We start from the raw sequence: 23589 nt of genomic DNA, 5'->3' as shown, positions 1-23589 counted from the left end.
AAAATATCTAGCCGCTTGCTGTGGTTGCCTCTGTATCTGATTTCAAACTAATGGATACGGTATAAGAGCCCTGCAGGCTACAACCTGTCGGCAAAGTTATAGTCACTGCCACACTATATGTACCCTCTTGATATCCTGAAAGATCAATCGACATAGCAATATTGGAAGCTGACACGCTATTTAGCACCTCGCTTGCCCCAGTTATGGTTATGTCAAATGTGCCTGAATCACTATAAGTTAAACTAAGGTCATCAGATAAACCTTTCACCACGATAGCTGACTTATCCATTGTAATTACTTTTGATTCCTGTGGCTCAATATCCACAGTAACTATAAGTGTTCCATCTGATATTATTGTAACATCATTGCTTACATAATTCGATAGGTTAAACTTATATTCTCTATTATTTGAGAAACCTTCTATATTAAGATTAGCAGAAGGAATCACAATTGCATCTACACCTTCAATATCTTCGCTAGAACCGGCAATAGTTGCCTCCGATTGGTTTTGAGTTACACCTACTAAAATGTATCCCGTTGCCGGAGTTCCCGTAGTCTCCACTTTAATTGGCACAACCTTTGTCTTACCAATCTCTGCCGAATAACTTGCGCTAGCCTGTGATAATTCTATAGTATCATCTGTTACTACATTGTAATCCTCATCATAAAGTGTTATGGCAGAATCTCCTGTCAAATTAGAGCTTGCATCTGTTAAATCAATTGATACCACTGCGTGAGCAATGGACTCAATTACTGAAGAAGCCCCTGTAACATCTACTGAAGTAGGGCTAAGTGTTACATTTGACAAAGCATAACCAGAAGCCAAATTACCTGTAGTCTGGGATTCCAATGTAAATGTAGTAGTAGTTCTATTCTCAATACTTAATTTAATGGCTGTAGTCTTTGGAGTTGCCTCAACGCCCTCCACTACATTGCCATCCTTTACAACAGACACCTTAATATCCACATAATCAGAATATGCAGTTACATTACTAAGATCTGCTGTCGCAACGATATCACTAGCTGTAATATCAGTAATAATACTCTTTGGACCACTAACGCTAACGGAAATCTTACTGCCCTCAACCACTTCATAAGAATAGTTCTTATCCGTTAAATTCTCAGTATTTAAAAGGGTAACCGTTACATTACTGAAGGTGTAGCTAGTACTTGGATCATAAATATTTACTATAACCGTCCAGAGAATCAAAGCAACGATTATAGAAAGGATTTTTAATGTGAAATTCTTAAATATCTTTTCCTTCATTCCTTAGCCTTCCTCTCCATAGTCTGAATGATTTTACGTCCATATTTCTATTTCTTGTATACTCTAACTTATTTCTTAAAGAGTCTTCATCAATATCATGAATAAGCTCGCCACCTACAGCCACTGATACCTTACCTGTCTCCTCAGAAACAATTAAGGTAATACTGTCTGTAACCTCGCTTATACCAAGACCAGCTCTATGTCTAGTTCCCAAAGCTTTATTAATATTAGTACTATCAGAAAGTGGCAAATAACAAGTTGCAGCCACTACTCTGTCTCCTCTCACAATTACTGCACCATCGTGAAGAGGCGTATTATGTTCGAAAATGTTAATAAGTAACTGGCTTGTAACAATACCGTCAACTTCAATACCAGTTCTTTCATATTCATCAAGTATCATATCCTGCTCAATTACAATTAAGGCACCTGTATAAACTGCGCCCATCTCGTAACAAGCTCTAACAATAGCATTCACTGTATCTGAGCTAAATCTTTCATTCTTAGCTCTCTCACCAAAATTAATGAAGCTAGTAACAAGTCTCTTTCTACCAAGCTGTTCTAGTGCTCTTCTTAATTCTGGCTGGAAAATAATTACCAGGGCGATAATGCCAACGCTAATAGTCTTACTTGCAATCCATAAAATGGTTTTAAGATTAAGTACGTAAGCAAATAGAGCAAATACGACTACTATGATGATGCCTTTAAGTAATGCCCAGGCCTTTGTATTCTTAATCCAAACTAATACGTTATAAATTACGAAAGCAATAATTATAATCTCAATTATGTCTGACCAAGATATTCTTGGTATATAGAGACTCGACAAATATTTTTCTAAAGACATCTTATTCACCCCAATCTAATTTTATCTAAATATAGGAATAACAAAGCATGTTACCACGCTTTGTTATTCATGAATCAATTACAATTTATCTTTCATTATCATCATAGATAGAGATATCATCTTCATCCTGATTTAGTTTCTGACTAGATTTCATCTGAGATCTTATATCCTCTAAATTAGTTGTTTCCTTAGTTCTTTTAGCATCGATTGTCTTAATCTTAAAATCTGTTGCTGAAACATTAATCTTTGGCACTGCCTTAACATAGTAGTAATACTCATCATCTTCATACTGAACATACTCTGTTCTCTTATAGTCAAGAGCAAAGAATACAATCTTGCAAATGTAGGCAACAACCACACCAAGTAAAACACCAATAACAATTAAGACGATATTAAGCTTAGCATTTAAAGCAATCTGGCCAACAACAAGAATAATAAATTCTACTGCACTAGCAAATGCAATTGCATAAACCCATGAATTATCAATCTTAAGTCTTCTAATTACATAAACCACAATAATTGTAGCAGTAAAGGCTACAAGTAATGTTACCATACCCTTATCACCAAATAAGCTCTGGCTAAGGTATGAAATCTGTTCTACAGAATCAGTTAATGAAGCATCTGAAATAGCTGATTCATACTGACTTGCTGTTCTAATGATATAGTAAATAATTACACCAAAAGAAACTGGAATGCATGCTAACCAGCTTGATAATAAGCCAATTGAAACAATAGCTAAATATGGAAGCTTTAACATACAAAGAACTGCTGTAATGATTACAATGTATCCTGACTTTGGAGTAAATCTAAAGTATAAAAGATACATAATGATAATTACGCAAAGAGCAATTAATGCAAACTCTGCTGATATCGAATATAAATGAACTAACATAAATACTGATAAAAGAAGAATTGTTCCTCCATTTGGAATGAAGGCACAAATAACTGCTGCCACAAAAGCAAATACTGGGTTACCAAGCTTTGAGCTCTCGCCAATACTTACATTTAAAATCATGAATGCCACGAGGGCAACTAAAAACTTAACTGCTGGTACAAAATAAGTATCATACTTATTATAGAACTTTTTAAATCTATCCTTTAATTCTAACAAAAAAGCCATATATTCCTCCTAGTTTACTTTTTCTTTTTCTGTCCATTGTAAAATCTGTCTAGCTTGTTAAGTCTTGAAAAATACTTCTTAAGACCCTTTCTAGACTTTTCATACTTGTAGCTATAAACAAAGCCGGAAATAATAGAAAAAGCAACTATAAGTCCTATATAATAAGCCGCTACCTTTTTTCCAAGTGCTACATAATCTAAATCATTGATGTTGGCTACTATGCCTTCCGCATTACAAAATGCATATAAAATCATTATCATAATAAAAGCTAAAGTAGTAGTAATTAAACTCTTTAATACTCCAAGAGCTACATAATCACTCTTATAGTATTTCGCAGTTTTTACCATGTCCTTACCTTCATTTTTCTCGTAAATAGCCATCTTAGTCATCATTTTAACTTTATTTTCGTTAAGCAAAACCATTCACCTCAAAAAAATTTATATTCGCTAATACTATAACACATTTTAAATTAATTGTATATTACAATTTGGTAATGGCCATCAACATTAGGCACTACTATGCGCACTAAACGGTTATCTTCTCCGATGTAAAAAGACTGGGAAACTCTAGCCGTAATAAACTTTTGCCATACAGTATCTGCATAACTTCCCACTAGATTTGACAATACATTTTTCACACTTGCATCAAAATTTGAGGTTCTTGAAATCAAGTAAATGATTGTGTAATTACTATATGTAACAATCTGTCCGCAATAGACTGAATTTTCCTCGTAATAATAGATGTTAGTAACCGGTGAGCCATTGCTATATAGTTGCTGAAAGCCTGCATTAATGGCATATCCTGCAGCAGAATTTGAACCCGCTATACTAGCAGAACTTCCGTCATTATAGGAAGGCACTGCATTACTTGTGGCTGCTCCTGTATCTGAATAGTTTGTAGATGATGCGCCTGTTGAACCGCTACTAGCTGCGCTGTTGCCTCCTGTACTGCCACTGTTGCCAGAGCCACTTGAGCCACTACCACCAGAGCTAGACCCTCCTGAGCTAGAACTTCCGCTACTTCCTGTGCCAGCAGAACTTCCGCTTCCGCTATTAGCTGTGTTTCCTGCATCCCCAGAACTTGACGCAGAACTAGAGTCCGAATTAGTTAAATCCGAACTTCCTGTATTTGAATCTGAATTTGTAACCACTTCGCTTGCTGCCTGAGAGCTTGCACTATCTGTATCTCCAGCAACATCCCCCCAAGTCTTATTGTGATAACTACTGTTAGCATCCTTAAGATAAGTGTCCTCTAGGCTAACGTCGCTGCCTGCATCTTTTGACGCATTTTTACTAACTCCTACAATTATTAATATGGCTGCAAATGTAACGGCTCCTGTAATTAGTGCAATAAATACCGGGAGACTTCTACATTTTTCCTTAATCAAATCAAAATTAATCCTCATAAAAGCACCTCTTATTCAGTTTGCCAATTTGACATGCCTCAAGCTCTGTCAAAACGGCGCACGTATCCTTCTACTTATACTATACATTATTTATCGGCGGCAGACCAACAAAAGTTAATCCTTTTGTCACTGATTAAACAAATTTTTTTCACAAATAAAAGTTATAGTAACATCACACCAAGGAATTACTAAAACACTATAGGATAATTATTAAAGAAAAGAGGTTATATGAAGAAAAATGCGATAATACGTTTTTTAACAAAACCTTACGTTTATGCAATTATATTTTCAATAGTACTTATTGCATGCACAACTTATTCATTACTTGATGTATTTGTAATACCTCATTACATTTCGGCAGCTACTGATACGAGCGACAATTCAGATACCAGCTCGACTACTAGTTCAAGTGCTTCTACTGAAACGTCAAATACGGGTAACGTTACAACTACAAGCACAAGTTATGAGGACGACAACATCAAGGTAACTATTACTACTATTGAGAAGTACAATACCACAATTTATGTTGCAGACGTAGAGGTTTCCTCACCAGAATACCTACAGACAGCCCTAGCAAATAACGCCTACGGCACCAATGTCACAGCCACAACTTCTGACACTGCCGAGTCCGTTAATGCAATTTTGGCCATCAATGGTGATTACTATGGTGCCAACAAAACCGGTTACGTTATTAAGAACGGTACAGTTTATCGAAGCAGCGTAAGAGATGACTATGAGAACGGTGATTTGGTCATTTACAAAGACGGTAGCTTTGGAATTATTTATGAAAATGAAATTAGCGCCCAGGAATTAGTTTATATGAGCTTGCAACTATTATGCAGGACTACGGTTGTACAACGGCTTACAATTTAGATGGTGGCGGTGCGTATAAATAATGCGAGATTAAGCCAAGAGGCTTAAAAACATTTTTCCAAATTCAAAAAGAATTTACACGATAAGTTAACACTAAAGCTTAGCGCTAAAACTTAACGTTAGAATCTAACAACCAGGCAATCCCTTTAGCTAACCTCAATTGTGGGTTATTAAAGTGGTTGCCTTCTTCTATTTCATACTTAAAATCTAGTAGCGTTCCCTCTTTTGCGGCATGGTTAAAAAGCACTGATAACTGTCTTGTAATATCGCCAACACTTGCCATTAACCTATTCTTTGACTTTTCTTCTTTATTACCTAGACTTAGATATATCTTAGTATCATCAATTAGCTCATGTTTACTTGCATACTCAATAAAGCCCGGATACCAAAGAGAACCAGAAGCTGAGGCAACCCCGCTAAATACGCAGGATTCAAAATAAGTCCAAAGGCTAAAAAGACCCGCAAGGGAATAGCCAGCAATATAGTAATCCCTATACCACTCTTCTTGTTCTTTAGGATTATCCTCGGTCATACTCCAAGCCTCGCTTAAGATATAGGCCACATTTAACTTCTTCTCTAATTCTGGAATGCAGCTATTTACCAACCATTCAAGAACAGACTCTCCCCCGCCTTCAAACTTTCTTCCTTTGAAAACTTCGGCAGGCCAAGGGCTCATTTCATAATCCCAAGCATTTACTTTAAAACCTATAAGGGTGAAGTCCTTATCCGGTGTCATTTCATGTACGAGATTTGCTACATTTTCCCAAGACTCATCCTCCACAGGGTCAATGGGCCAGAACACGAAGGGGCCGCTATTTAACTCGTTATTACAATCTGCAATATAAAGTTCTCTACCCTCTATTTCTAATTCGTAAGTTACCATTATACTATCCCTTTCAAATATAAATTTCACGAAACATCACTCTTTTATTATAATATATTAAATATCTAATTTCGTAAAGTGAAAGGGCAATTGTTTAGGGCAATTGTTTAGAAAAGGATTTTTTGATAAGATAGGCTTGTTAGGGGTGAATTTTTGAGATTCATCTGATAAATTGAGTAAATTTAGAAGGAGCGCTATGAACTTAAACGAGGCCTATAAATTACTAGGTGTTAGTGAAAATGATACTAACAAGGTTATAAAAACTAAATACCGCGAGCTGATTTTTAAGCATCATCCAGACTCCTCTGATAATGACGAGGCTTCCATTAAGAAGGCTCAGTTAATAAATGAGGCTTTTGATCTTATAAAGAAGGATAAGAAAAAGCATCCAAGGGGAACTAGAGGCTACGGTGCCAATTCTGGTGCTAATTCTGGGGCTAGAAAGACTTATTCTACTGATAAGGACTTTTCTAACTTCTATGAATATGACTACTACAGTGAAGCGGATGAAAGCCACCACTTTAGAGGTAAGACTATTAATAATGCCTACACTAGTCGTGACATTTTCGAATCTCCAAAGGATAGCGTCATTAGAACTGATGGCTTTATTAAGCTTGCTAGAGGAAAATTCTTATGGGAACCTGATAAAGAGGACTTTGAGTGCTTTATTCACTCTATTATTCTTGAATCTGACAGTTTACTAAAGGATGTAGAGCTTGCTGTTGGAGACAGGCTTAATGAGGATATTAATCTTGAATCAACAAGGAATTTCTTTAGAATGAGACTTTTCCACCTCTTAGCTAAGGACTATGTGAATCCCATCTTTTCTTTAAGAAAGATTTTAAAGGCAAATCAAAAGGATGAGAACGGGGATAGAATCTATGAGATTAAGGCAAATCTAGCTACTGTTGGGGTGGATGATTATTATAAGCGTCTCTACTCCCTTAGACTGGGCGATAATTTATATCCATCTAAACTAAAGAATAACCGCCTTCAAGTGGAGACAAATACTGGCGTTACTCTTGGTAATCTAACTATTGAGGATGATAGAATGCTCTATATTGTAATACCAATCCTTGAGAGGAAGCTTGCTAGAGTTAAAATTGTGGTTAGAGATATTAATAATAACAGAGCAAAGAGGCCCTATAGAATCAATGTGGGCATTAGCTTATTTTTGAAAATAGAAAAAGAAGTCCTTGAAGAGGAAATTAAACTTAGTAAGTTTGAAGAGCTAAGTAAGGAAATAAGTGAGGAAATTGGCACTGTATTAAAGGAATACGAAGATGCTATTAAAGAGTAGTTTTAGCGGTCTTGATACATTTTCATAATAATAAAAAAAGCCTTGATAAGCAGCCACTTATCAAGGCTTAAATATTACCTAATCTGAAATATCTCTATCTAATATTACCTGTAATTTATAGTCTGGATAATGTTCCTGTACTGCACTGATTACCTCGTGGTAAACCTCCTTCATACTTGGTGCAGCAAAATCAACAATTACATCGAATTGCATATATAAATCATCCATTTTGATGTAAAATCCATGCATCTGAATTACGTATTCAAAGGCTGTTACGATGCGGTTTACATCAGCTCTTATCATAGCTGCCTCATCGTCGCCTGTGTTTACGGCGTAAATACCAACCCCAACGATATTTACATTAAACTCTTTGTATACCTTTCTTTCAATTTTTCTTGTTATCTCATCAATTTCACTTGCTGTTAGCTTGTCGTCTACTTCTATGTGAATAGAGCCAACGGTTCTATCAGGTCCGTAATTATGAAGCACTAAATCGTAGGCGCCTTGCACCCCGTCGACAGTGGCTACGCATCTTTTAATCTCTTTTGAAATTTCAGATTCTATCCTTTCACCTAGAATCTTACTGATTGTATCACTAAGCATTTCTATACCAGACTTAATAATTACAATAGAGATAACTCCTGCAAGGTAACTCTCGATACCTATATTTGTTGTTAAATACAAAATTCCAGCAATAAGTGTTGCTGTAGATATAACCCCGTCAAATAAGGCATCTTGTCCTGATGCTATTAAGGCATCAGATTTCTCTTTGCTACCGACCCCCTTAAAATAAAGACCTAACAATATCTTAACTACTACAGCAATTGCCACTATGACTAAGGAAACTACTGAGTAATCGGCTGCCTGTGGTTCAAAGATCTTTTTAACAGCTTCTACTAAAGATGTCACGCCTGCATATAAAACAATTACGCTAATTACGGTAGTGCTTAAATACTCCACTCTTCCGTAACCCATAGGATGTTTCTTGTCTTCAGCTTTCTGTGATAACTTAGTGCCAATAATTGTTATAACCGAAGATAGGGCATCTGATAGGTTATTCACTGCATCTAGTGTGATGGCAATTGAATTAACCATTGTTCCAATAACTGCTTTGATTGCTGCTAAAATGACATTAACTATTATTCCAATTATACTTGTTTGTACTATCTTTGTTGCACGATTCATGCGCTAAAATTCTTCTCCTTAATTCTTGCTTGTATAAGCTTTCTATGTTTAAGAACCGTGTTATATGCCTTATCAATATTGCTTTCTGTAGCTGGAATTCTAAGTTCATATAACATCTTCTTAATATCTTCTACTCTCCAATTTACCTGTGCCTGTTCATCTCTACCCATATCGTTAACCTCCCTAAAACTACAACGATACCATTGTTTCTAAACTCTTTTCTTCAATTTCAGATGGATTCCCACTCCATCTTTTATTCACGCCTATCCTGTTTCGATTATGAATATATATTATCCCTATATTTATAAATATTCATCACCCTAATAAAGGATAGGCTTTAAAAAAATAGTTCGCAAGTCCTATTTTTTTAGTTTTTATTTCACAAAAACTAATGCGAAAGTATTAAATTACTAGACTATTTCTACTATTAGAAATTTCTTTTCTCTTTATATTTTTCACAGAATGTTACGATTTAATACAAAAAGTCGTCACATTAGGACATTATTATATAAGCATAAGTTAAGCAAGCGCTTGACTTAGTGGTTAATTAGGAGAGGTTAGAAGACACACTCCCCCCTCATTTTCGTCTTCTAACAACGTGAACTTTCCTATATAAATCTTTTTCATAAAAAAATTTATTTTTTGGTAAGATGGTTTACCTCCCCCCTCACATTTTTAAACCATCTTACAACGATTAGCTTATTAGATAAGCTAATCCTCCCCCTCATTTAAACATTAGATAAAAAAGCAAGTTACTTACAGTGCGGACGTAAGCAGCTTGTTTTTTTATTGCCCTAAATCAGCTTAATTTTTATTATATTGTTTTTATAAAAAACACAAGTCAAAATCCCCACACATATAGCCTAAAAGAGACAGAAATATTATACACAATCTATATTTACTATTTGACGTAAAATTTTTTTCATTGTAAAATTGCATACAGTTGATGAAACAATTAAAGAGGTTTAGTTTATGGATAAGTTCGAAGTTCTAGCAAGGATGTCAGCAAACTCACTGTTCATCTACGATTTAGCGAATGATACCTTAGAATTTACTGGTAATTACAATAATAGACTTCACGCCAAGCGACACTACGAGCATTTTGTAGAGACCATAAGTACTAATCCATTGGTAGAGGGAGATTCAAAAGAGGGTTTTGAAAAACTTTTAAAGGACACTTGTAGCCAGAGGCATATAGTATCACAAAATTTATCGCTACTTACACATGAGGACAAATACGAGACATTTTGCGTAAAGACATTTTATTTACAAGAGAATAATGAAATTTTAGGCTTTTGCCGCAACATTGAATTCATAATGAGGGCAGATGCTGACTCACTTACAGGCCTTTATAACAGGTCAGGAATTGAGAAGCAATTAGATGACATTTTAGCTAATACATCTAAGGATTCAATCACAGCCTTAATTATGATTGATCTAGACAATTTCAAATTAGTCAATGATACGCACGGACACTTAGTGGGGGATGAGGTCTTACGTGACATTTCCCAGATTTTAACAGATAATTTTAATAAGAATAGCCTTATTTCTCGAATTGGCGGAGACGAGTTTTTAGTCTGTTGTCATTCTATGACTAACATTATAGAATTGATTGCTAGTGTTAATGGCTTTATTAAAAATGTATTGCTATATGGTGGCAACCGTTTTGGAATATCAGCTAGTGCTGGTATTGCTATTACAACAGAGCCAATGCCATTTCAAAAGCTATATAACCATGCGGATGTGGCAGCTTATGCCGCTAAGAATTCCGGCAAGAATACCTATAAGATTTATGACACAAGCATGGAAGCCCATAAGTATATGGACATAACAAGCATTAATTATCTCTACGATAACAGAGATAATAGAGATGCTTTTACTAATACTGAGACAAGAACTAGTTCAACAACTAACTACTTGCCTCTTATTACAGCAATTACAGAAATCAACAATAAAAATATAGATCCTAAATATAAGATTGAGGAGACTTCAAGACTTATTGTTAATTTCTTTAAAACCGACTGTGCTTATGCTAACTGCTTTTATCCAGATGGAAAGGGATTACTTACTTCCTACTGCTATTCAAGAGATACTAGTCGAGGCATGACAGTAGAGACAGATTTTTCTTTAAGCAAGAAAGACTTTGTTAAGAATTTCGATGAAAAATGTATCTTCTTTTGCTCAGATGTCAAAAAGATTAATGAGCCTCTTAGAACAGAGTTTTTAAAGAAGCATACATCATCATTTTTACAGGTTCTTATCTTTGATGATAAAGATAGGGTTATAGGATTTCTAGGGGCTAATTCAAAGGAAAAACGCCTTTGGAACCAAGATGAAATCGATGTAATGATTACAATTTCTAAGATCATTACAAGAACCGTTAGAGAAATACATGAAGATTCAATGCATATTTTAAAAAAAGGACTTAAAAAGATCCCATGTTAGCAATGGCTAGCATGGGATTATTCCTTTATCTAATTAGCTAAAATTTATTACCTCTACATTAGTTACATCTACTTTTCCTTATGGATTCTTTTATATCTTAATCTCTTAAAGAAAAGCTTATCTTGAGTAATTCTCTTGATTATCAGTCCAATTCCTAATGCAAGACATATTAAAAGACCTATAAGGGCAGATACTGCTGCCTGCTTGTTATAGCTAGCACTTTTTTTCTTGGCATACTTTCCCTTAGCTGTAGTTGCATTGCCACTTTTATACTTAAGGTCTACCAAACTATCATTTAGCTCTAATTCAAGCCTTTCTTCCTGTGCTAATAACTTTTCATCACTTGCATCATTAGTTACTACAAGCTCTGCCTCAGTAGCTACTGCTTCCTGGTCTGCTGCCACATTTCCAGTTGTGGTGTCTGAAATGGTGCTAGCATTTGTATCACTACCAAGCACAATAGTTGCCATGGAACTAGTTGTAGTCACACCTCCTAAATGTCCTGAATAATACTTGTTCTCTGCTGCTTCTACATCTGCTGCAGTTCCTGCATGAGCTGAGTCGTAACTATTTGAAGAAATGCCAATTCCGTAAATATCTGATAACATATTAGTTCCAAATAACAACCAACTATCACTCTTATAACCGGCACCATAGGTACAATCCACATAATACCAGCTATTATTTACATAAACTGCATTCCAAGCATGACCAACTCCTGTATTTGTAAGACCTGTTACAATGTAGCAAGGAATACCCGCTTTTTCCATAATATACTGGAAAGCCGATGCATAACCTGCACAGACGCAGTTATTTGTAATCAAGGCATCATAGGCATTTCCCCTAGTGCAAGAATAATCATAACTAACATTATTCTTAAACCAGTTAAATACATTTTTAACAGTCTCCGTATTAGAACCCGCTCTACAGCTTGATAGAATCGCATTAGCCTTCTCGTCAACGGCGCTTCTTTCGCTATCTGTTAGATACATTTGAGTTGTGGTGTCAGTCTCAAAGCACATAACCTGATAGCCGCCAACCGTTGCATTTCCGGCTGTTGTTCTAATTGTGTACTTATATGCAATACTAGCAAAAGAGCTGTAAAGTCCAGACCTATTAACTAGATATGAAACTAAATTTTCCCCCGCGCTATCCACATAAAAATAGCTTTCATTAACCGTTCCGCCATTTGCATATTGATTCTTTAGTACATTGATTAAATCGCTTTTCTCAATATAAATGTATCCACTAGCTTCATAAAACTCAGCAAATGAGTTGTACCAAACGCCATTAATATTGATTTTGCCATTATTTTTACTTCCTGTTTCCCCTGTAGTTGAGCTTGATTCTTGAATGTTTGATGTCTCTGCCGCACTAGATTCTGCATAGGTCGACTCCCCAGTCGTCTCAGAGGCGCTTGACTCCATATCAATAATTATAGTCTCACCCTCTGTTGCATAAACTCTAGTAGCTCCATAAATACTAACAAGAAGAAAAATAGCTATCCCTAATAGCGCATGTGTTCTTTTTACTCTCTCCATAATTATCACACTTTCACGCTTCTATTTTTCCCTACTCATCCACCAATACATTTTTACTTATACTTATTCCCCATATCTTAAGCCTGCAGACTCAGCCGCACGCTCTAAAATGTCGCAAACTGAAATAGAATGGGATAAAGACTTATTAACCTTATCGTAGTCATCCTCTTCAATTGCCTTAATAAAGTCTTTAAATTCCTGAACCATTCTGTGATGAACTGGCTTAGGTCTAAACTCTTCCTTCGCGATATTTTCCCCATGTCCTATGAAAATGTCTAGACCACCTAAAGTATTTGCTTTATCCGGAACCTTGAAATATCCCTCCTCACCTTGAACCATAAGAAATGATTCGCTATCTGAATCCTTACATGCTACAAGTTCAGCCACAAAATCCTTATAAACTAGTAAAAGTGTACCGGACACATCAATGCCGTTAAAACCCTTATTAGCTACATATAAAACATCTTCTGGCTGGCCAAATAAACCAACAACAAAATTAATGTTATAAACATTAATGTCCATTAGTGCGCCACCGTAAGCCTCAAGTGTAAAGGATGGTGATGGATACCCTTCCTTATATTTTTGATATCTTGAAGAATACTGTGAAAAATTACACTGAACCATTCTGATTCTTCCAAGCCAAGGTAGTGTCTCTACTGCCTTTGCATAAGTCTCATTATGAAATACTGTCATTGCCTCAAAGATAAATAAATGGTGATCTAGTGCAATCGAAGCTAAATCCTTTGCCTGCTCTGCGGTAGCTGTAAAAGGCTTTTCCATAATTACATTTTTACCAGCAATTAAGGCAAGCTTAGCGTAGTCGTAATGCATACTATTAATAATTCCAATATAAACTGTATCTGCATTAGTTTCTGTTAACATCTTCTCATAATCTGTATAAACCTCCATAATACCGTAATCATCGGCTAAGGACTTAGTTCTATCAAGACTTGTTGGTCTGCCCCAAATAGAGACCACTTCTACTTCTGGCACATCCTGCAATGCAAATAAACACTCCGTTACAATTTTTCCGTTACCTACAATGGCTAATTTCATAAATCAGTCTCCTTTACATTCTTAAAAGTTTAGATAATCTCTTTGTTCATAAACCTCCGTCGGTATCTCAAGCCCCTTAGAATCTAGTTTTCTAATAAGGTTATCTACCTGACTTACTTTATCTTTATGTGCAATTGCAAACCTCTTCATGCTCTCTGCATATTGAGGGTTCGACATTAGGCCCGTTCTTATTTCCTTTGAAAATGTGCAATAGTTGGCAATTATGCCTCTTGCCACCTTATTTAATCTAAGAGAGCCATTTCTTTCATACTTCATATAAGAAAGATAGTCTGCTATAAAAACCTCTCGGTAATTATTATTATGTTTTTTAAGGGCAGTTCTAACCTTCTCCTTATGGTCAGAGGAAAGACTAGAATTCTTTTTATAAAACTGAAGATAGTCACAATACTCCGAAGTAAGCGATGGGTCCTGAACGTTATTCCAATAAACGCCCTGAACGGTTTTACATAGTTCCCATCTAAATTCTCCACAAAGTTTTAAAACTGTATCCTCTAAATCCACCATATGAAAGATGGATATTAGCATTCTGCCAGGAGTATCCCTTTTCCTGCCTTCAATGTCCTGCCACAAAAAGCCTCTACTGCCTAGGTTTGGCATAAGTATTACATAAGGAATAATCTCTTGGTCCACAAAGAATTTAGTTATGCCAAGGTCTGCATTGGCATATACTCTTTCCCTATAAAAGACGCTATAATCCGTCTCTCTAACCTTATTTATTGCCTTAGTAATTGTAGCCACGTCCACATAGGCTAAATCTAGGGGCTTTATTATATTTGCCTTATCAAAAATAGGAATATAAGTTGTAACTCTTCCATAAGTTACTCTATTACCAGAAGCAAACATATTTCTAATCTCAAAGTCTAACTTAGCTTCATTACTAGTTAAAAGCCTATTATACTCCTTCTCATCAATATCTCCGCTTCTCTTTTTCTCTTTTAAGTCCCCTTCAAAGTCCAAATCAAAGTCGTTTCTTGAAGGTGGCACTTCACCGTTATATACCTTTACAAGCCAGTCATAGGCGGTTAAATACTTGCCCTTCTCATCTGCCTCCCAAAGCTTAGCAAATTTATAAAGAGTTTTTGTATTATCCTCTCCTGCTAAGTCTTCGTCCACAAAGCCAAAGTATAAAAACATTCTTGCTTCCACTGGCATATCGGTAATTAAGCTGTTTAGAAGCACAGCCTTATATAAATCAAGATAATCTCTTCCAATATCTTTTCTTAATTTTCTTATGTGATCTGAAGATTCGAATTTATTTTCAATTTCTTTATAGTTATTTACATTTGCCTTAAAACGTCCAGCAATCTCAGCATCTAGGCCAGAATAGTGAAGGATTGTGTCTAGGGCATTTTTAATTGCTGGTGCATTTTCAATATCCTCGGCCTCGTTTCGCTTACTCTCTTCAAATCGAGAACGAAGTAGGACAAATTCCTGTCTAAAACTTAGAGCATGTCTAACAAGCGCCTCATTATAGAGGTTTAAATCCTCCATCTCATGAGAAAACTTAATTAAAAGTTCATCCGCCATTAAGATAACACCCTTTGCTAACTTAGGATCAAGGCTAAAAAAGCTATCGTTTAGCTCCTCTTTATGCCTTGCTAGAGCGTATATAAAATCATATTGCCAACTATTAGCATTAACTTCCTTTGCTAGTGCAGCAATCTTTCCCAAATCCGTAAAATCTCTTGGCTCCTGCCCTAGCTGCTTACAGATTTTAGGGTATTCTTTTAAATTGTCCATAAGCTGTGTGTATTCCGTGCTAACTCTCTCATACTGCTTAGTTACTACATTTGCAGAAAGTAAAACCGCATCAATAGCAGTTCTTGCTAAGATAGGCAATATCTTTTCGTTAGCATCTAAAACCCTTTCCACATCTGCTAGACTGCTGTAATTGTAAGAATAGTAACTGCCCTCAGTTTGGGCTACGTAGCGGAATTTGTAGCATTTTGCAATTTCTTCACCAATGCCAATAATACTGCCGGCCTTAATGACGAAATTACCTTCATTACAATCCGTAACCTTAATACTCCCCTTAGTTACAATCTCCATTGTGGAAATGCTATCGCCTACATCATGAATCACATCACCTGCTTTAAACTTCACGATTCCCATATTAATGCTCCTAATCGCCTCTATTTAATTCTATTAAATTCTCTCAAAAGACTAAGTTTATTATATATCTATAATTGTTTTTATGCAAATAGATTGATAGATACAAGTGTATAGTATAAGGCTAAAAAAATAATGGCACAAAATTGCGCCATTATTCATTACTATTCGTTATTGAATTGTTTGTCTGAGAACTGCTATCCTCATCGTCAAATTTAAGCTGACTAAAATCAATTAAATCTGCCATTGTAAATACTGTAGGTGTAAAGGCTTCAGTAAAGGCCTTTCGCATCTTCGCATAATCCTCTGAATTTCTCGAAGCTCTAAATAAAAGCGCGGTATTTCTAGCATCAATTAAACCATCATGGGCTTTACCTTGGAAGGCAAGGCCACTTAAATCCACAGCCTTTGATAAGGACATGATATGGCTTAAATGGAGCTCCTTCTTAAATTCATTCTGATAATCTATCCAGTTGTCATACATGTAGTTAAGTCCTGGATCTGTGTCAAACTCAACTAATCCTTTGGCTTTTATTTCGTGGAGTAATTGAGCCTTGTCACAATCACTCCACGAATAAATCTTATAATCGGAACCACACCACTTTATAAATCTTCTTAGTACATTAGCAAATGTATCTGCGCCCGAAACGTCAGCAGTAGTAATGCCAGTTAAATGCACAAATTTCGGCTCTATAATGGTATTATACTGAGGCTTTACGTATTCTTTGAATTCGTCCTCAAGCTCATATTTATCATCTAATTTAACAGCACCAATTTCAATGGTTTCCTGTCTGCTAATCTTAATAAAGTCTTTATGTTCCTTAGCCACATTATTCATTTCAAGATCAATAAAAATATGTTTCATACGGCCTCCGAAGCATTTTTTAAATATATAAATAATTGTATCACAACTTAAAGGCCGCCTCAATTATTCTTTCCAATGAAGTCTATGAAGTTCGCCCTCTAAACTCAAATCAGTAAATCCCTGCTGTCTCATGGCCTCATAGGCAACAATAGCAACTGAATTAGAAAGGTTTAAAGATCTAATATCCCCAAACATTGGAATTCTTACGCAAGTGTCCTCATTATCAACTAAGATTTCCTCTGGAATTCCAGCGCTTTCCTTACCAAACATAATATAGGCATCTTCCTCATACTTTACCTGTGTATATGTCTTATGTGCCTTTGTAGTTGCCATATAGATCTTAGCATTAGGATTCTTATCTAGAAAATCCTGATAATCTCTATAAACTGTGACATCAAGCTTGTCCCAATAATCAAGACCGGCTCTTTTTAAAGTTTTATCATTGATAATAAAGCCAAGAGGCTCTATTAAATGCAAGCGGGCACCAATAGCCACGCAAGTTCTTCCAATATTTCCTGTATTTGCAGGCATTTCTGGTTCATGTAGTACTATATTTAACATTAAAAACTCCTTAAAATTTATTCCCACATGAAATTATACTCGCAAATAACAAAAAAGCCAAAGCTATTTTACTAACTTTGGCTTTAAAATAAACTAATTGAAATCTAAGTTATTCTGTCTTTACAGCAATATCAAGTTCCATGGCTGTATCGTTATCATAGCTGAGTGGAATACATATATTCTTTGTATAATTCTGAGTAAGTTTCATTGCACCTCTACATAGAGTTGGTGGTGTAATATCAATACCAATACCCTTTGTAGAAAGAATTGTTGCTGCATTACCCATAATCATATTACCAAGCTCTGAAATCGCACTTGTAGACATATCATCAAGTTCAGATACTGGCATGCCCATCATCATCTTTGAAGCTACTGTTAAAGCCTTCTGATATGTAAGAGCAATAAGCACCTGACCTCTCATTTCCCCTGTGACACCAATCATAATAATAACTGAATCACCCTCAAACTCGGTTGTCTTTACATATGGTTTTCCTACCTTAAGCTCCATCTGACAGGCATCCTTAAAAATGCTTACTGCTGCCATAAGAAAAGGGTTGATGTAATCTACGTTAATATCAGCCATATATATATCCTCCTTCGGATTAATTTGATTCTCTTGTTACTTTATTTCAAAATAAATCCAAGTAAATCATTCATCCAAGCTCAGACCCTAACTTACTTAGACTCTAATTCTGAAATAAATTCTTTAATTCTTCCTAAGCCTTCTTTTAAGTTGTCTATTGAGTATGCATAAGATATTCTAAGGAAACCTTCACCACAGTCTCCAAAGGCTGTACCTGGCACTACTGCTAATTTCTTCTTCATAAGAAGCTTAGTTGCAAATTCATCTGATGTCATACCGAACTTTTTGATTGAAGGAAATATATAGAACGCCCCAAATGGTTCAAAACATTCCAATCCCATCTCCTTAAATGCATTCACAAGATACCTACGTCTCTGATCGTAAGCCTCCACCATCTTGTCTACATCCTCATCACAATTCTTCAAAGCTTCCACAGCTGCGAACTGACTATTAGTAGGCGCACACATAATAGCAAACTGATGTAATTTAATCATCTGATTAATAATAGGTGTTGGTCCACATGCATAGCCAAGTCTCCAACCAGTCATGGCAAAAGCCTTTGAAAATCCATTAATAACTATTGTTCTTTCCTTCATTCCAGGGAATTCTGCAATAGAAACATGTCTTTCTTTTCCGTATGTAAGCTCAGAATAAATCTCATCTGAAATTACAAATAAGTCATGTTTAATTATTAATGGGACAAGTTTCGCTAATTCATCTCTATTCATTATAGCACCTGTTGGGTTATTAGGGAATGGTAAAACTAAAATTTTTGTTTTATTAGTAATATTTTCCTCTAACTCTTCAGGAGTTAATTTGAAGTCATTCTCTGCCTTAAGATTGATAATTACTGGCTTTGCATCTGCCATAACAGCACAAGGTAAGTATGATACATAACTTGGCTGTGGAATTAAAACTTCATCTCCTGGATCCACCATACATCTAAGTGCCACATCAATAGCTTCACTACCACCAACTGTGACCATAGTCTCATTAATTGGATCGTATAATAAGTTATATTTTCTCTTAAGGTAGCTACAAATCTCGATTCTTAGTTCCTTAAGACCTGCATTAGATGTGTAAAAGGTTCTACCTTTCTCTAATGCATAGATACCCTCTTCTCTTACATTCCAAGGAGTATCAAAATCAGGCTCGCCTACGCCTAATGAAATTGCATCCGGCATCTCACTAACAATATCAAAGAACTTTCTAATTCCTGATGGCTGGATGCCCATTATCTTGTTTGAAAGTGGGTTTCTCATGGTGTCACTAACATCCTTTCGTCCTTATTCTCTGCCTCAAATACTGTTCCATAATCCTTGTACTTCTTTAATACAAAATGTGTTGAAGTACTAAGAATTGATTCCATAGGGGCGAGCTTCGCATGAACAAACTGTGCCACCGATTTCATAGACTTACCTTCTATAATTACAGTAAAATCAAAACCACCTGACATTAAGTAAACGCTTGTTACTTCTTCGTAGTTATAGATTCTTTCTGCAATACTATCAAAACCTAAGCCTCTTTGAGGTGTAACCTTAACCTCAATAAGAGCTGTAACCTTCTCATCATCTGTCTTATCCCAGTTGATCAAAGTATTGTAACCACAAATAACATGTTCTTTTTCCATGTCTGCGATTTCATTTGCAACCTCTGCATCTGATAAACCTAACATAATTGCCATGTCATGAATGTCAATTCGACCATTCTTTTCTAGCATATTTAAAATCTTGTCTCTCATAATTTACATCCTTCTCTTATAACTTTAAAAACTAGATAATCTAGTTATTAATCACTTTATAAATTTCATCCTGTCCTGGCATTTCAACAAATCTTTCATCTGAAAGGCTTCTTAATATTTTTTTGTTATCGCTTTTAAAGCAACCAACTTCAAAAGCTTTCACATTCTTTTCGTTTAATATATTTACTATACCACAATTTCCTGAATATGTCACTAACAAACTTCCGATGGATTCCATCTCATATGGGTTAATAGAAAACATTTCACAAATCTCGATTATCTCTTGCCTTACAGGAATTTTTCTGATATCAACTTCAAATCCAATGTGATTCTTCTCGGCAATATTCCAAAGGCAGTCAATAACGCCACCCTCAGATAAAGAGTATACATTTCCCTTGATACCTTCTTTTCTAAACTCTTCATATACTAAATCAGAAATACTAGTTGTATCTAATTCCTCTAATCTAGCTAGAGCCTTATCAAGAACGTCTCTTGTATATCTTTTAAGGATTTCCTCTTCCTTCTCCTTAATCACACGTCTGATACCACTTAGTCCTATAACACCAATAGCCACAATTACATCCTCTGGTTTTGGTTTATAGCTTTCAGTAAGTTTTAAACTATCATCAGTTTCTACTTGTGCATGACCTAAACCAAAGACTGTCACTATTGGTTTAATCGCTCGTGCACTCACCCTGACATCTGTCTGGGCAATAGTTATATTAAAATGTCTGCACTGCTCCTCAAGATCATTAATGATTTCCTTTAATCTAATCTCTCTAGATGCAGCATCCATTACTATATTCACAGTTACATAATCTAGCTTAGCACCGCTTGCCGCCAACTTATTGGCCACGTCATAAACCGCCATTGGCTTAGAGCTAAGACTTGTTACTACATTTGCATTATCTAATTTTTTAGTTGCTGCTTGCTGACCTAAGTAAGCTCTTTTGATTTCCTTACTCTGACGGTCTTTTATAAGCTTAAAAACAGATCTATCAAAAATAGAACTCTTAATTCTTCCTAAATCCATGTTCCCTCCACTTATCGTTGATTGTTAATATATTTGTATGCTATACTTAAAAAAATGATGCGATGACCTTTTAAGGAATCAACGAGTAAAGCATAGGAATAATCATTGCAAGAACGAGTATTACTACGACAATTACTAGGATTTTTTTATTTTTCTTATTATTAAAATTTATCATACTACCTCCGAGGTGACATTTATGAAATTATTACTACCATACATCTTCGTAATGATTGTAATCTTTAATTTTTTACTTAGACGCGGTTCTAATAAACAAGAACAGCGTACCAAAGCCTTTTGGGATAAGGAATCAAAAGCGAATCTTACCCGAAAACAAGACATAAGCAAGTTAAATTATATAACAATTCCTAATAATCTTCCACAATTAAATGAGGGGGATGTCCAATTTGACCTAGCGGTGTCTGAAAATAAAACTTTAATGAGAAGATTTGAGGAACTTGAAAGTTTAAGAGAGAAAAAGATACTTAATCTCTCCTCTATTTCTAATACTGATTTGAAAATAGAGTACGGAGCCGCTAATTTAACAGAATTATCAAGTTATGATGACAATTACACCACACTTATTAAAAATCTATCCACTATAGGACACGAATTAATAAATCTAGGTTTTAAGGATAAAGCGGCTATTTATTTAGAAACAGGAATTGAACTAGGAACAGATATTAAGTCAAATTACTATGACCTAGCAAGTTTATATATAGAAACAAACAATGATGAAAAGTTAGCTTACCTCATAAAGAAAGCAGAAGAGCTAGAATCCATTAACAAAGAGGTAATCATTGAACAGCTGCAAGAAATGTCTGATAAGAGAAAGGTGATTTTATCAGATGACTACTAATTTTAACTCAGTCGGAGTACAATCTCCGACTGAGTTAAACGCTCCGCGAGGATGCGCACGGATTCGGACAGGAATTTGTCTGCTGAAGCAGACCCGAATCCGGCGCGCAAGACTCGCGAGCGAGTCTTGACAAATAATAATCAAAAAAAGAGGCGGTAAACTCATTTGTTTACCGCCTCAAAATTTTATGAACTTTAGTTGCTTAACTAACGCTTAATATGTTAACCGCTAGTATTACCCTCTGTGCTTGTGCCCTCTGTACTGCCGGCTGCTGGGCTTTCTGCTTCAGTGCTTCCACTTTCTGTACTGCCGTCCTCGCTACTAGTGGTCTCTACATCCGTAGAACCAGATTCACTACCTGTTTCAGACTGACCTTCACTTTCGTTCTCAGATGGGCTCTCTGTCGTTGTTTCAGGCTCTGTAGGTTTAGTCGTGACGACTAAAGTTGCCGCTTTTGTTATATATCCATTCCTAGGATCTACAAAGCTATAAGTAACTGTGTAGCGTCCAGGAGAATGAATCGCTGTCCAGTAATCTACCTCATTTCCAAAAGAATTCGTAATTACCATAGATAGATTAGCATCATATCCGATACAGTTTTTACCTGTTGCATTCTCTCTTAAATAAGCTGCGTAATCGCCACCGTCATTATTTGCCGGCAAGCTATTTCCATTAATGTCACAGCCTTCATATAAACTAAAGTTTTCCGTTCGTAAACTTATATAAGGATCTTGCATACCCTGAACCTGATAATTTCCATAGCTAAAGAAAGCAATATCCATATCACACCAACCATTAATACCTGGAACAGTATCAGTAACACCATACTGCCAAATATCATAAGGAATATCTGGATACTCAGGTACAGAATTACCATAATCCCAAGCTGTAGATGTGTAATAATAGTCACTAAAATATGTTGCTAACCAAGTCTTATATTTACTTGTAAGTTCCGATGTATTAACTGCATTTCTCCAATCATTACGATTAAAATAAATCATTGGAGTATATCCGTAGCTTGAAACTACACTAGCAAAGGTATTACAAATGTCAGTTAACTGTTGTCTACCAAGTCTTCCCGATACTCTATAACCACTTGCTGATTCCCAGTCAAAGGCAACCGGATATGTAATTTGATACTTACTAATTAACTGCACAGTCATTGAAGCCTCTTCAAAAGCCTCTTCTACTGTTAAAGCCTGTGAGAAGAAATAAACACCAACTTGTATTCCATTAGCTATAGCGCCCTGAATGTTCTTCTCAAACTTTGAATCCTCATACAAGCCACCTTCAGCGGATGTTGAACGACCTGCACATTTTATAATTGCAAATTTAACACCAGAGGCTGCTACCTGTGACCAGTTAATATCTCCCTGCCATTTAGAAACATCGATACCTTTTACAATACCGCTAGTTTCATAAATGTTAGTAGAATTAGAGGCAGTTTGTTCAACAACCTCACCTGCTGGTTGAGCATTAGTAGAATCATCTTCTACGATTTCCAAATCTTCGTAAGAAATAATCTTAACGGGCTGAGAAGTATCCTGAATCATATCAAGAATTGCTTCATCATTAATTTCTTCTTTTGAAACAAAAACTTCATCATTAAAAGTTGTATCAGCATCGTCTGTAGAATAAGGCAATACAACATTTAATAAGTCCTTGCTATCCATTTCTGCTGCAACTTCACTTGTACTTGCTTTTGTTTTTCTAGCTTGGTTGTTTACTGTAATTGCTGCAACAGTGCCACCTACAGCCACCACACTTGTGGTAATAACTAATGCTGAAGCAATCGCCACTTTGGATCCTGCGACGCCTGCAATAGTATGGCTTAAGGCACTCGCCCCTAACTTAGTCTTTAGGCCGTTAAGTACAGAAATAAAAAATCCCTTCATAAACCCCAT

General features: G+C 35.8%; 22 protein-coding genes. 4 read left to right on the top strand and 18 right to left on the bottom strand.

What is annotated here, in order from left to right:
- Nucleotides 1-7 precede the first annotated feature (7 nt).
- The 5 genes from G600_RS0100745 to G600_RS0100725 all read right to left on the bottom strand — a co-directional run bounded on the left by G600_RS0100745 (nt 8) and on the right by G600_RS0100725 (nt 4633).
- Complete coding sequence (locus G600_RS0100745) at nt 8-1267, bottom strand: CdaR family protein (protein ID WP_027430219.1); 1260 nt, start codon at nt 1265-1267, stop codon at nt 8-10.
- Nucleotides 1248-2108 carry a diadenylate cyclase CdaA gene (cdaA, locus tag G600_RS0100740; protein WP_034245068.1) on the bottom strand — a complete coding sequence of 287 codons (861 nt, stop codon included), beginning with the start codon at nt 2106-2108 and terminating at the stop codon, nt 1248-1250. The genes G600_RS0100745 and cdaA overlap by 20 nt, the downstream gene beginning before the upstream one ends.
- A gap of 85 nt (nt 2109-2193) precedes the next feature.
- Complete coding sequence (locus G600_RS0100735) at nt 2194-3228, bottom strand: hypothetical protein (protein WP_027430217.1); 1035 nt, start codon at nt 3226-3228, stop codon at nt 2194-2196.
- Nucleotides 3229-3242: 14 nt separating this feature from the next.
- Nucleotides 3243-3644 carry a hypothetical protein gene (locus G600_RS0100730; protein ID WP_242826335.1) on the bottom strand — a complete coding sequence of 134 codons (402 nt, stop codon included), beginning with the start codon at nt 3642-3644 and terminating at the stop codon, nt 3243-3245.
- Between the two features lie 53 nt (nt 3645-3697).
- Nucleotides 3698-4633: a hypothetical protein gene (locus G600_RS0100725; RefSeq protein WP_027430215.1), complete on the bottom strand. Its 936-nt coding sequence runs from the start codon at nt 4631-4633 to the stop codon at nt 3698-3700.
- An 836-nt stretch (nt 4634-5469) separates the two neighbouring features.
- On the opposite strand from G600_RS0100725, the gene G600_RS16195 reads away from it, so the two are divergent.
- On the top strand, nt 5470-5529 hold the full coding sequence (locus G600_RS16195) for a hypothetical protein (protein ID WP_408605544.1): 60 nt from the start codon (nt 5470-5472) through the stop codon (nt 5527-5529).
- Between the two features lie 83 nt (nt 5530-5612).
- Here G600_RS16195 and G600_RS0100715 read toward each other — a convergent pair whose 3' ends face one another.
- Entirely contained in the window at nt 5613-6389 is a 777-nt protein-coding gene (locus G600_RS0100715) for a hypothetical protein (protein WP_027430214.1), read from the bottom strand.
- A 196-nt stretch (nt 6390-6585) separates the two neighbouring features.
- Here G600_RS0100715 and G600_RS14845 point away from each other — a divergent pair, with 196 nt between their 5' ends.
- Nucleotides 6586-7689, top strand: coding sequence for a J domain-containing protein (locus G600_RS14845; protein WP_051195295.1), 1104 nt, complete (start codon nt 6586-6588; stop codon nt 7687-7689).
- 78 nt (nt 7690-7767) lie between these two features.
- Here G600_RS14845 and G600_RS0100705 read toward each other — a convergent pair whose 3' ends face one another.
- Entirely contained in the window at nt 7768-8874 is a 1107-nt protein-coding gene (locus G600_RS0100705; RefSeq protein ID WP_027430213.1) for a cation diffusion facilitator family transporter, read from the bottom strand.
- Nucleotides 8871-9044, bottom strand: a complete 174-nt coding sequence (locus tag G600_RS15575) for a hypothetical protein (RefSeq protein WP_155885902.1) — start codon at nt 9042-9044, stop codon at nt 8871-8873. Before G600_RS15575 ends, G600_RS0100705 begins: the two co-directional genes overlap by 4 nt.
- Before the next feature lie 802 nt (nt 9045-9846).
- On the opposite strand from G600_RS15575, the gene G600_RS0100695 reads away from it, so the two are divergent.
- On the top strand, nt 9847-11319 hold the full coding sequence (locus G600_RS0100695) for a sensor domain-containing diguanylate cyclase (RefSeq protein ID WP_027430212.1): 1473 nt from the start codon (nt 9847-9849) through the stop codon (nt 11317-11319).
- Nucleotides 11320-11387: 68 nt separating this feature from the next.
- Here the strand turns inward: G600_RS0100695 and G600_RS0100690 are convergent, their stop codons facing one another.
- The 9 genes from G600_RS0100690 to G600_RS0100650 form a co-directional block, all read right to left on the bottom strand.
- On the bottom strand, nt 11388-12860 hold the full coding sequence (locus G600_RS0100690) for a transglutaminase domain-containing protein (RefSeq protein ID WP_027430211.1): 1473 nt from the start codon (nt 12858-12860) through the stop codon (nt 11388-11390).
- A gap of 63 nt (nt 12861-12923) precedes the next feature.
- Nucleotides 12924-13916, bottom strand: coding sequence for a Gfo/Idh/MocA family protein (locus G600_RS0100685; RefSeq protein ID WP_027430210.1), 993 nt, complete (start codon nt 13914-13916; stop codon nt 12924-12926).
- A gap of 21 nt (nt 13917-13937) precedes the next feature.
- On the bottom strand, nt 13938-16049 hold the full coding sequence (locus G600_RS14840) for a hypothetical protein (RefSeq protein WP_051195294.1): 2112 nt from the start codon (nt 16047-16049) through the stop codon (nt 13938-13940).
- 151 nt (nt 16050-16200) lie between these two features.
- Complete coding sequence (locus tag G600_RS13345) at nt 16201-16911, bottom strand: 3'-5' exonuclease (RefSeq protein ID WP_051195293.1); 711 nt, start codon at nt 16909-16911, stop codon at nt 16201-16203.
- Between the two features lie 63 nt (nt 16912-16974).
- Nucleotides 16975-17472, bottom strand: a complete 498-nt coding sequence (gene trmL / locus G600_RS0100670) for a tRNA (uridine(34)/cytosine(34)/5-carboxymethylaminomethyluridine(34)-2'-O)-methyltransferase TrmL (protein WP_027430209.1) — start codon at nt 17470-17472, stop codon at nt 16975-16977.
- 109 nt (nt 17473-17581) lie between these two features.
- The gene (locus G600_RS0100665; RefSeq protein WP_027430208.1) at nt 17582-18055 is read right to left on the bottom strand and encodes a chemotaxis protein CheX; all 474 of its coding nucleotides are present in this window, start codon (nt 18053-18055) and stop codon (nt 17582-17584) included.
- A 92-nt stretch (nt 18056-18147) separates the two neighbouring features.
- The gene (locus G600_RS0100660) at nt 18148-19317 is read right to left on the bottom strand and encodes a pyridoxal phosphate-dependent aminotransferase (protein ID WP_027430207.1); all 1170 of its coding nucleotides are present in this window, start codon (nt 19315-19317) and stop codon (nt 18148-18150) included.
- A complete protein-coding gene (locus G600_RS0100655; protein WP_027430206.1) occupies nt 19314-19796 on the bottom strand; it encodes an Lrp/AsnC family transcriptional regulator in 483 nt (160 codons plus the stop codon). The genes G600_RS0100660 and G600_RS0100655 overlap by 4 nt, the downstream gene beginning before the upstream one ends.
- Nucleotides 19797-19836: 40 nt before the next feature.
- Entirely contained in the window at nt 19837-20829 is a 993-nt protein-coding gene (locus G600_RS0100650; RefSeq protein WP_027430205.1) for an AIR synthase related protein, read from the bottom strand.
- 196 nt (nt 20830-21025) lie between these two features.
- Between G600_RS0100650 and G600_RS0100640 the strand changes: the two genes are divergently transcribed.
- Nucleotides 21026-21685, top strand: a complete 660-nt coding sequence (locus G600_RS0100640) for a hypothetical protein (RefSeq protein WP_034245065.1) — start codon at nt 21026-21028, stop codon at nt 21683-21685.
- 221 nt (nt 21686-21906) lie between these two features.
- On the opposite strand, the gene G600_RS0100635 is transcribed toward G600_RS0100640, so the two are convergent.
- Complete coding sequence (locus G600_RS0100635) at nt 21907-23580, bottom strand: GH25 family lysozyme (protein ID WP_027430202.1); 1674 nt, start codon at nt 23578-23580, stop codon at nt 21907-21909.
- Between the last annotated feature and the right edge of the window lie 9 nt (nt 23581-23589).

The sequence above is a fragment of the Lachnospira multipara ATCC 19207 genome (genome assembly GCF_000424105.1).
Classification (GTDB): Bacteria; Bacillota; Clostridia; order Lachnospirales; family Lachnospiraceae; genus Lachnospira; species Lachnospira multipara.
This window is presented reverse-complemented; position numbering and strand designations above follow the sequence as displayed.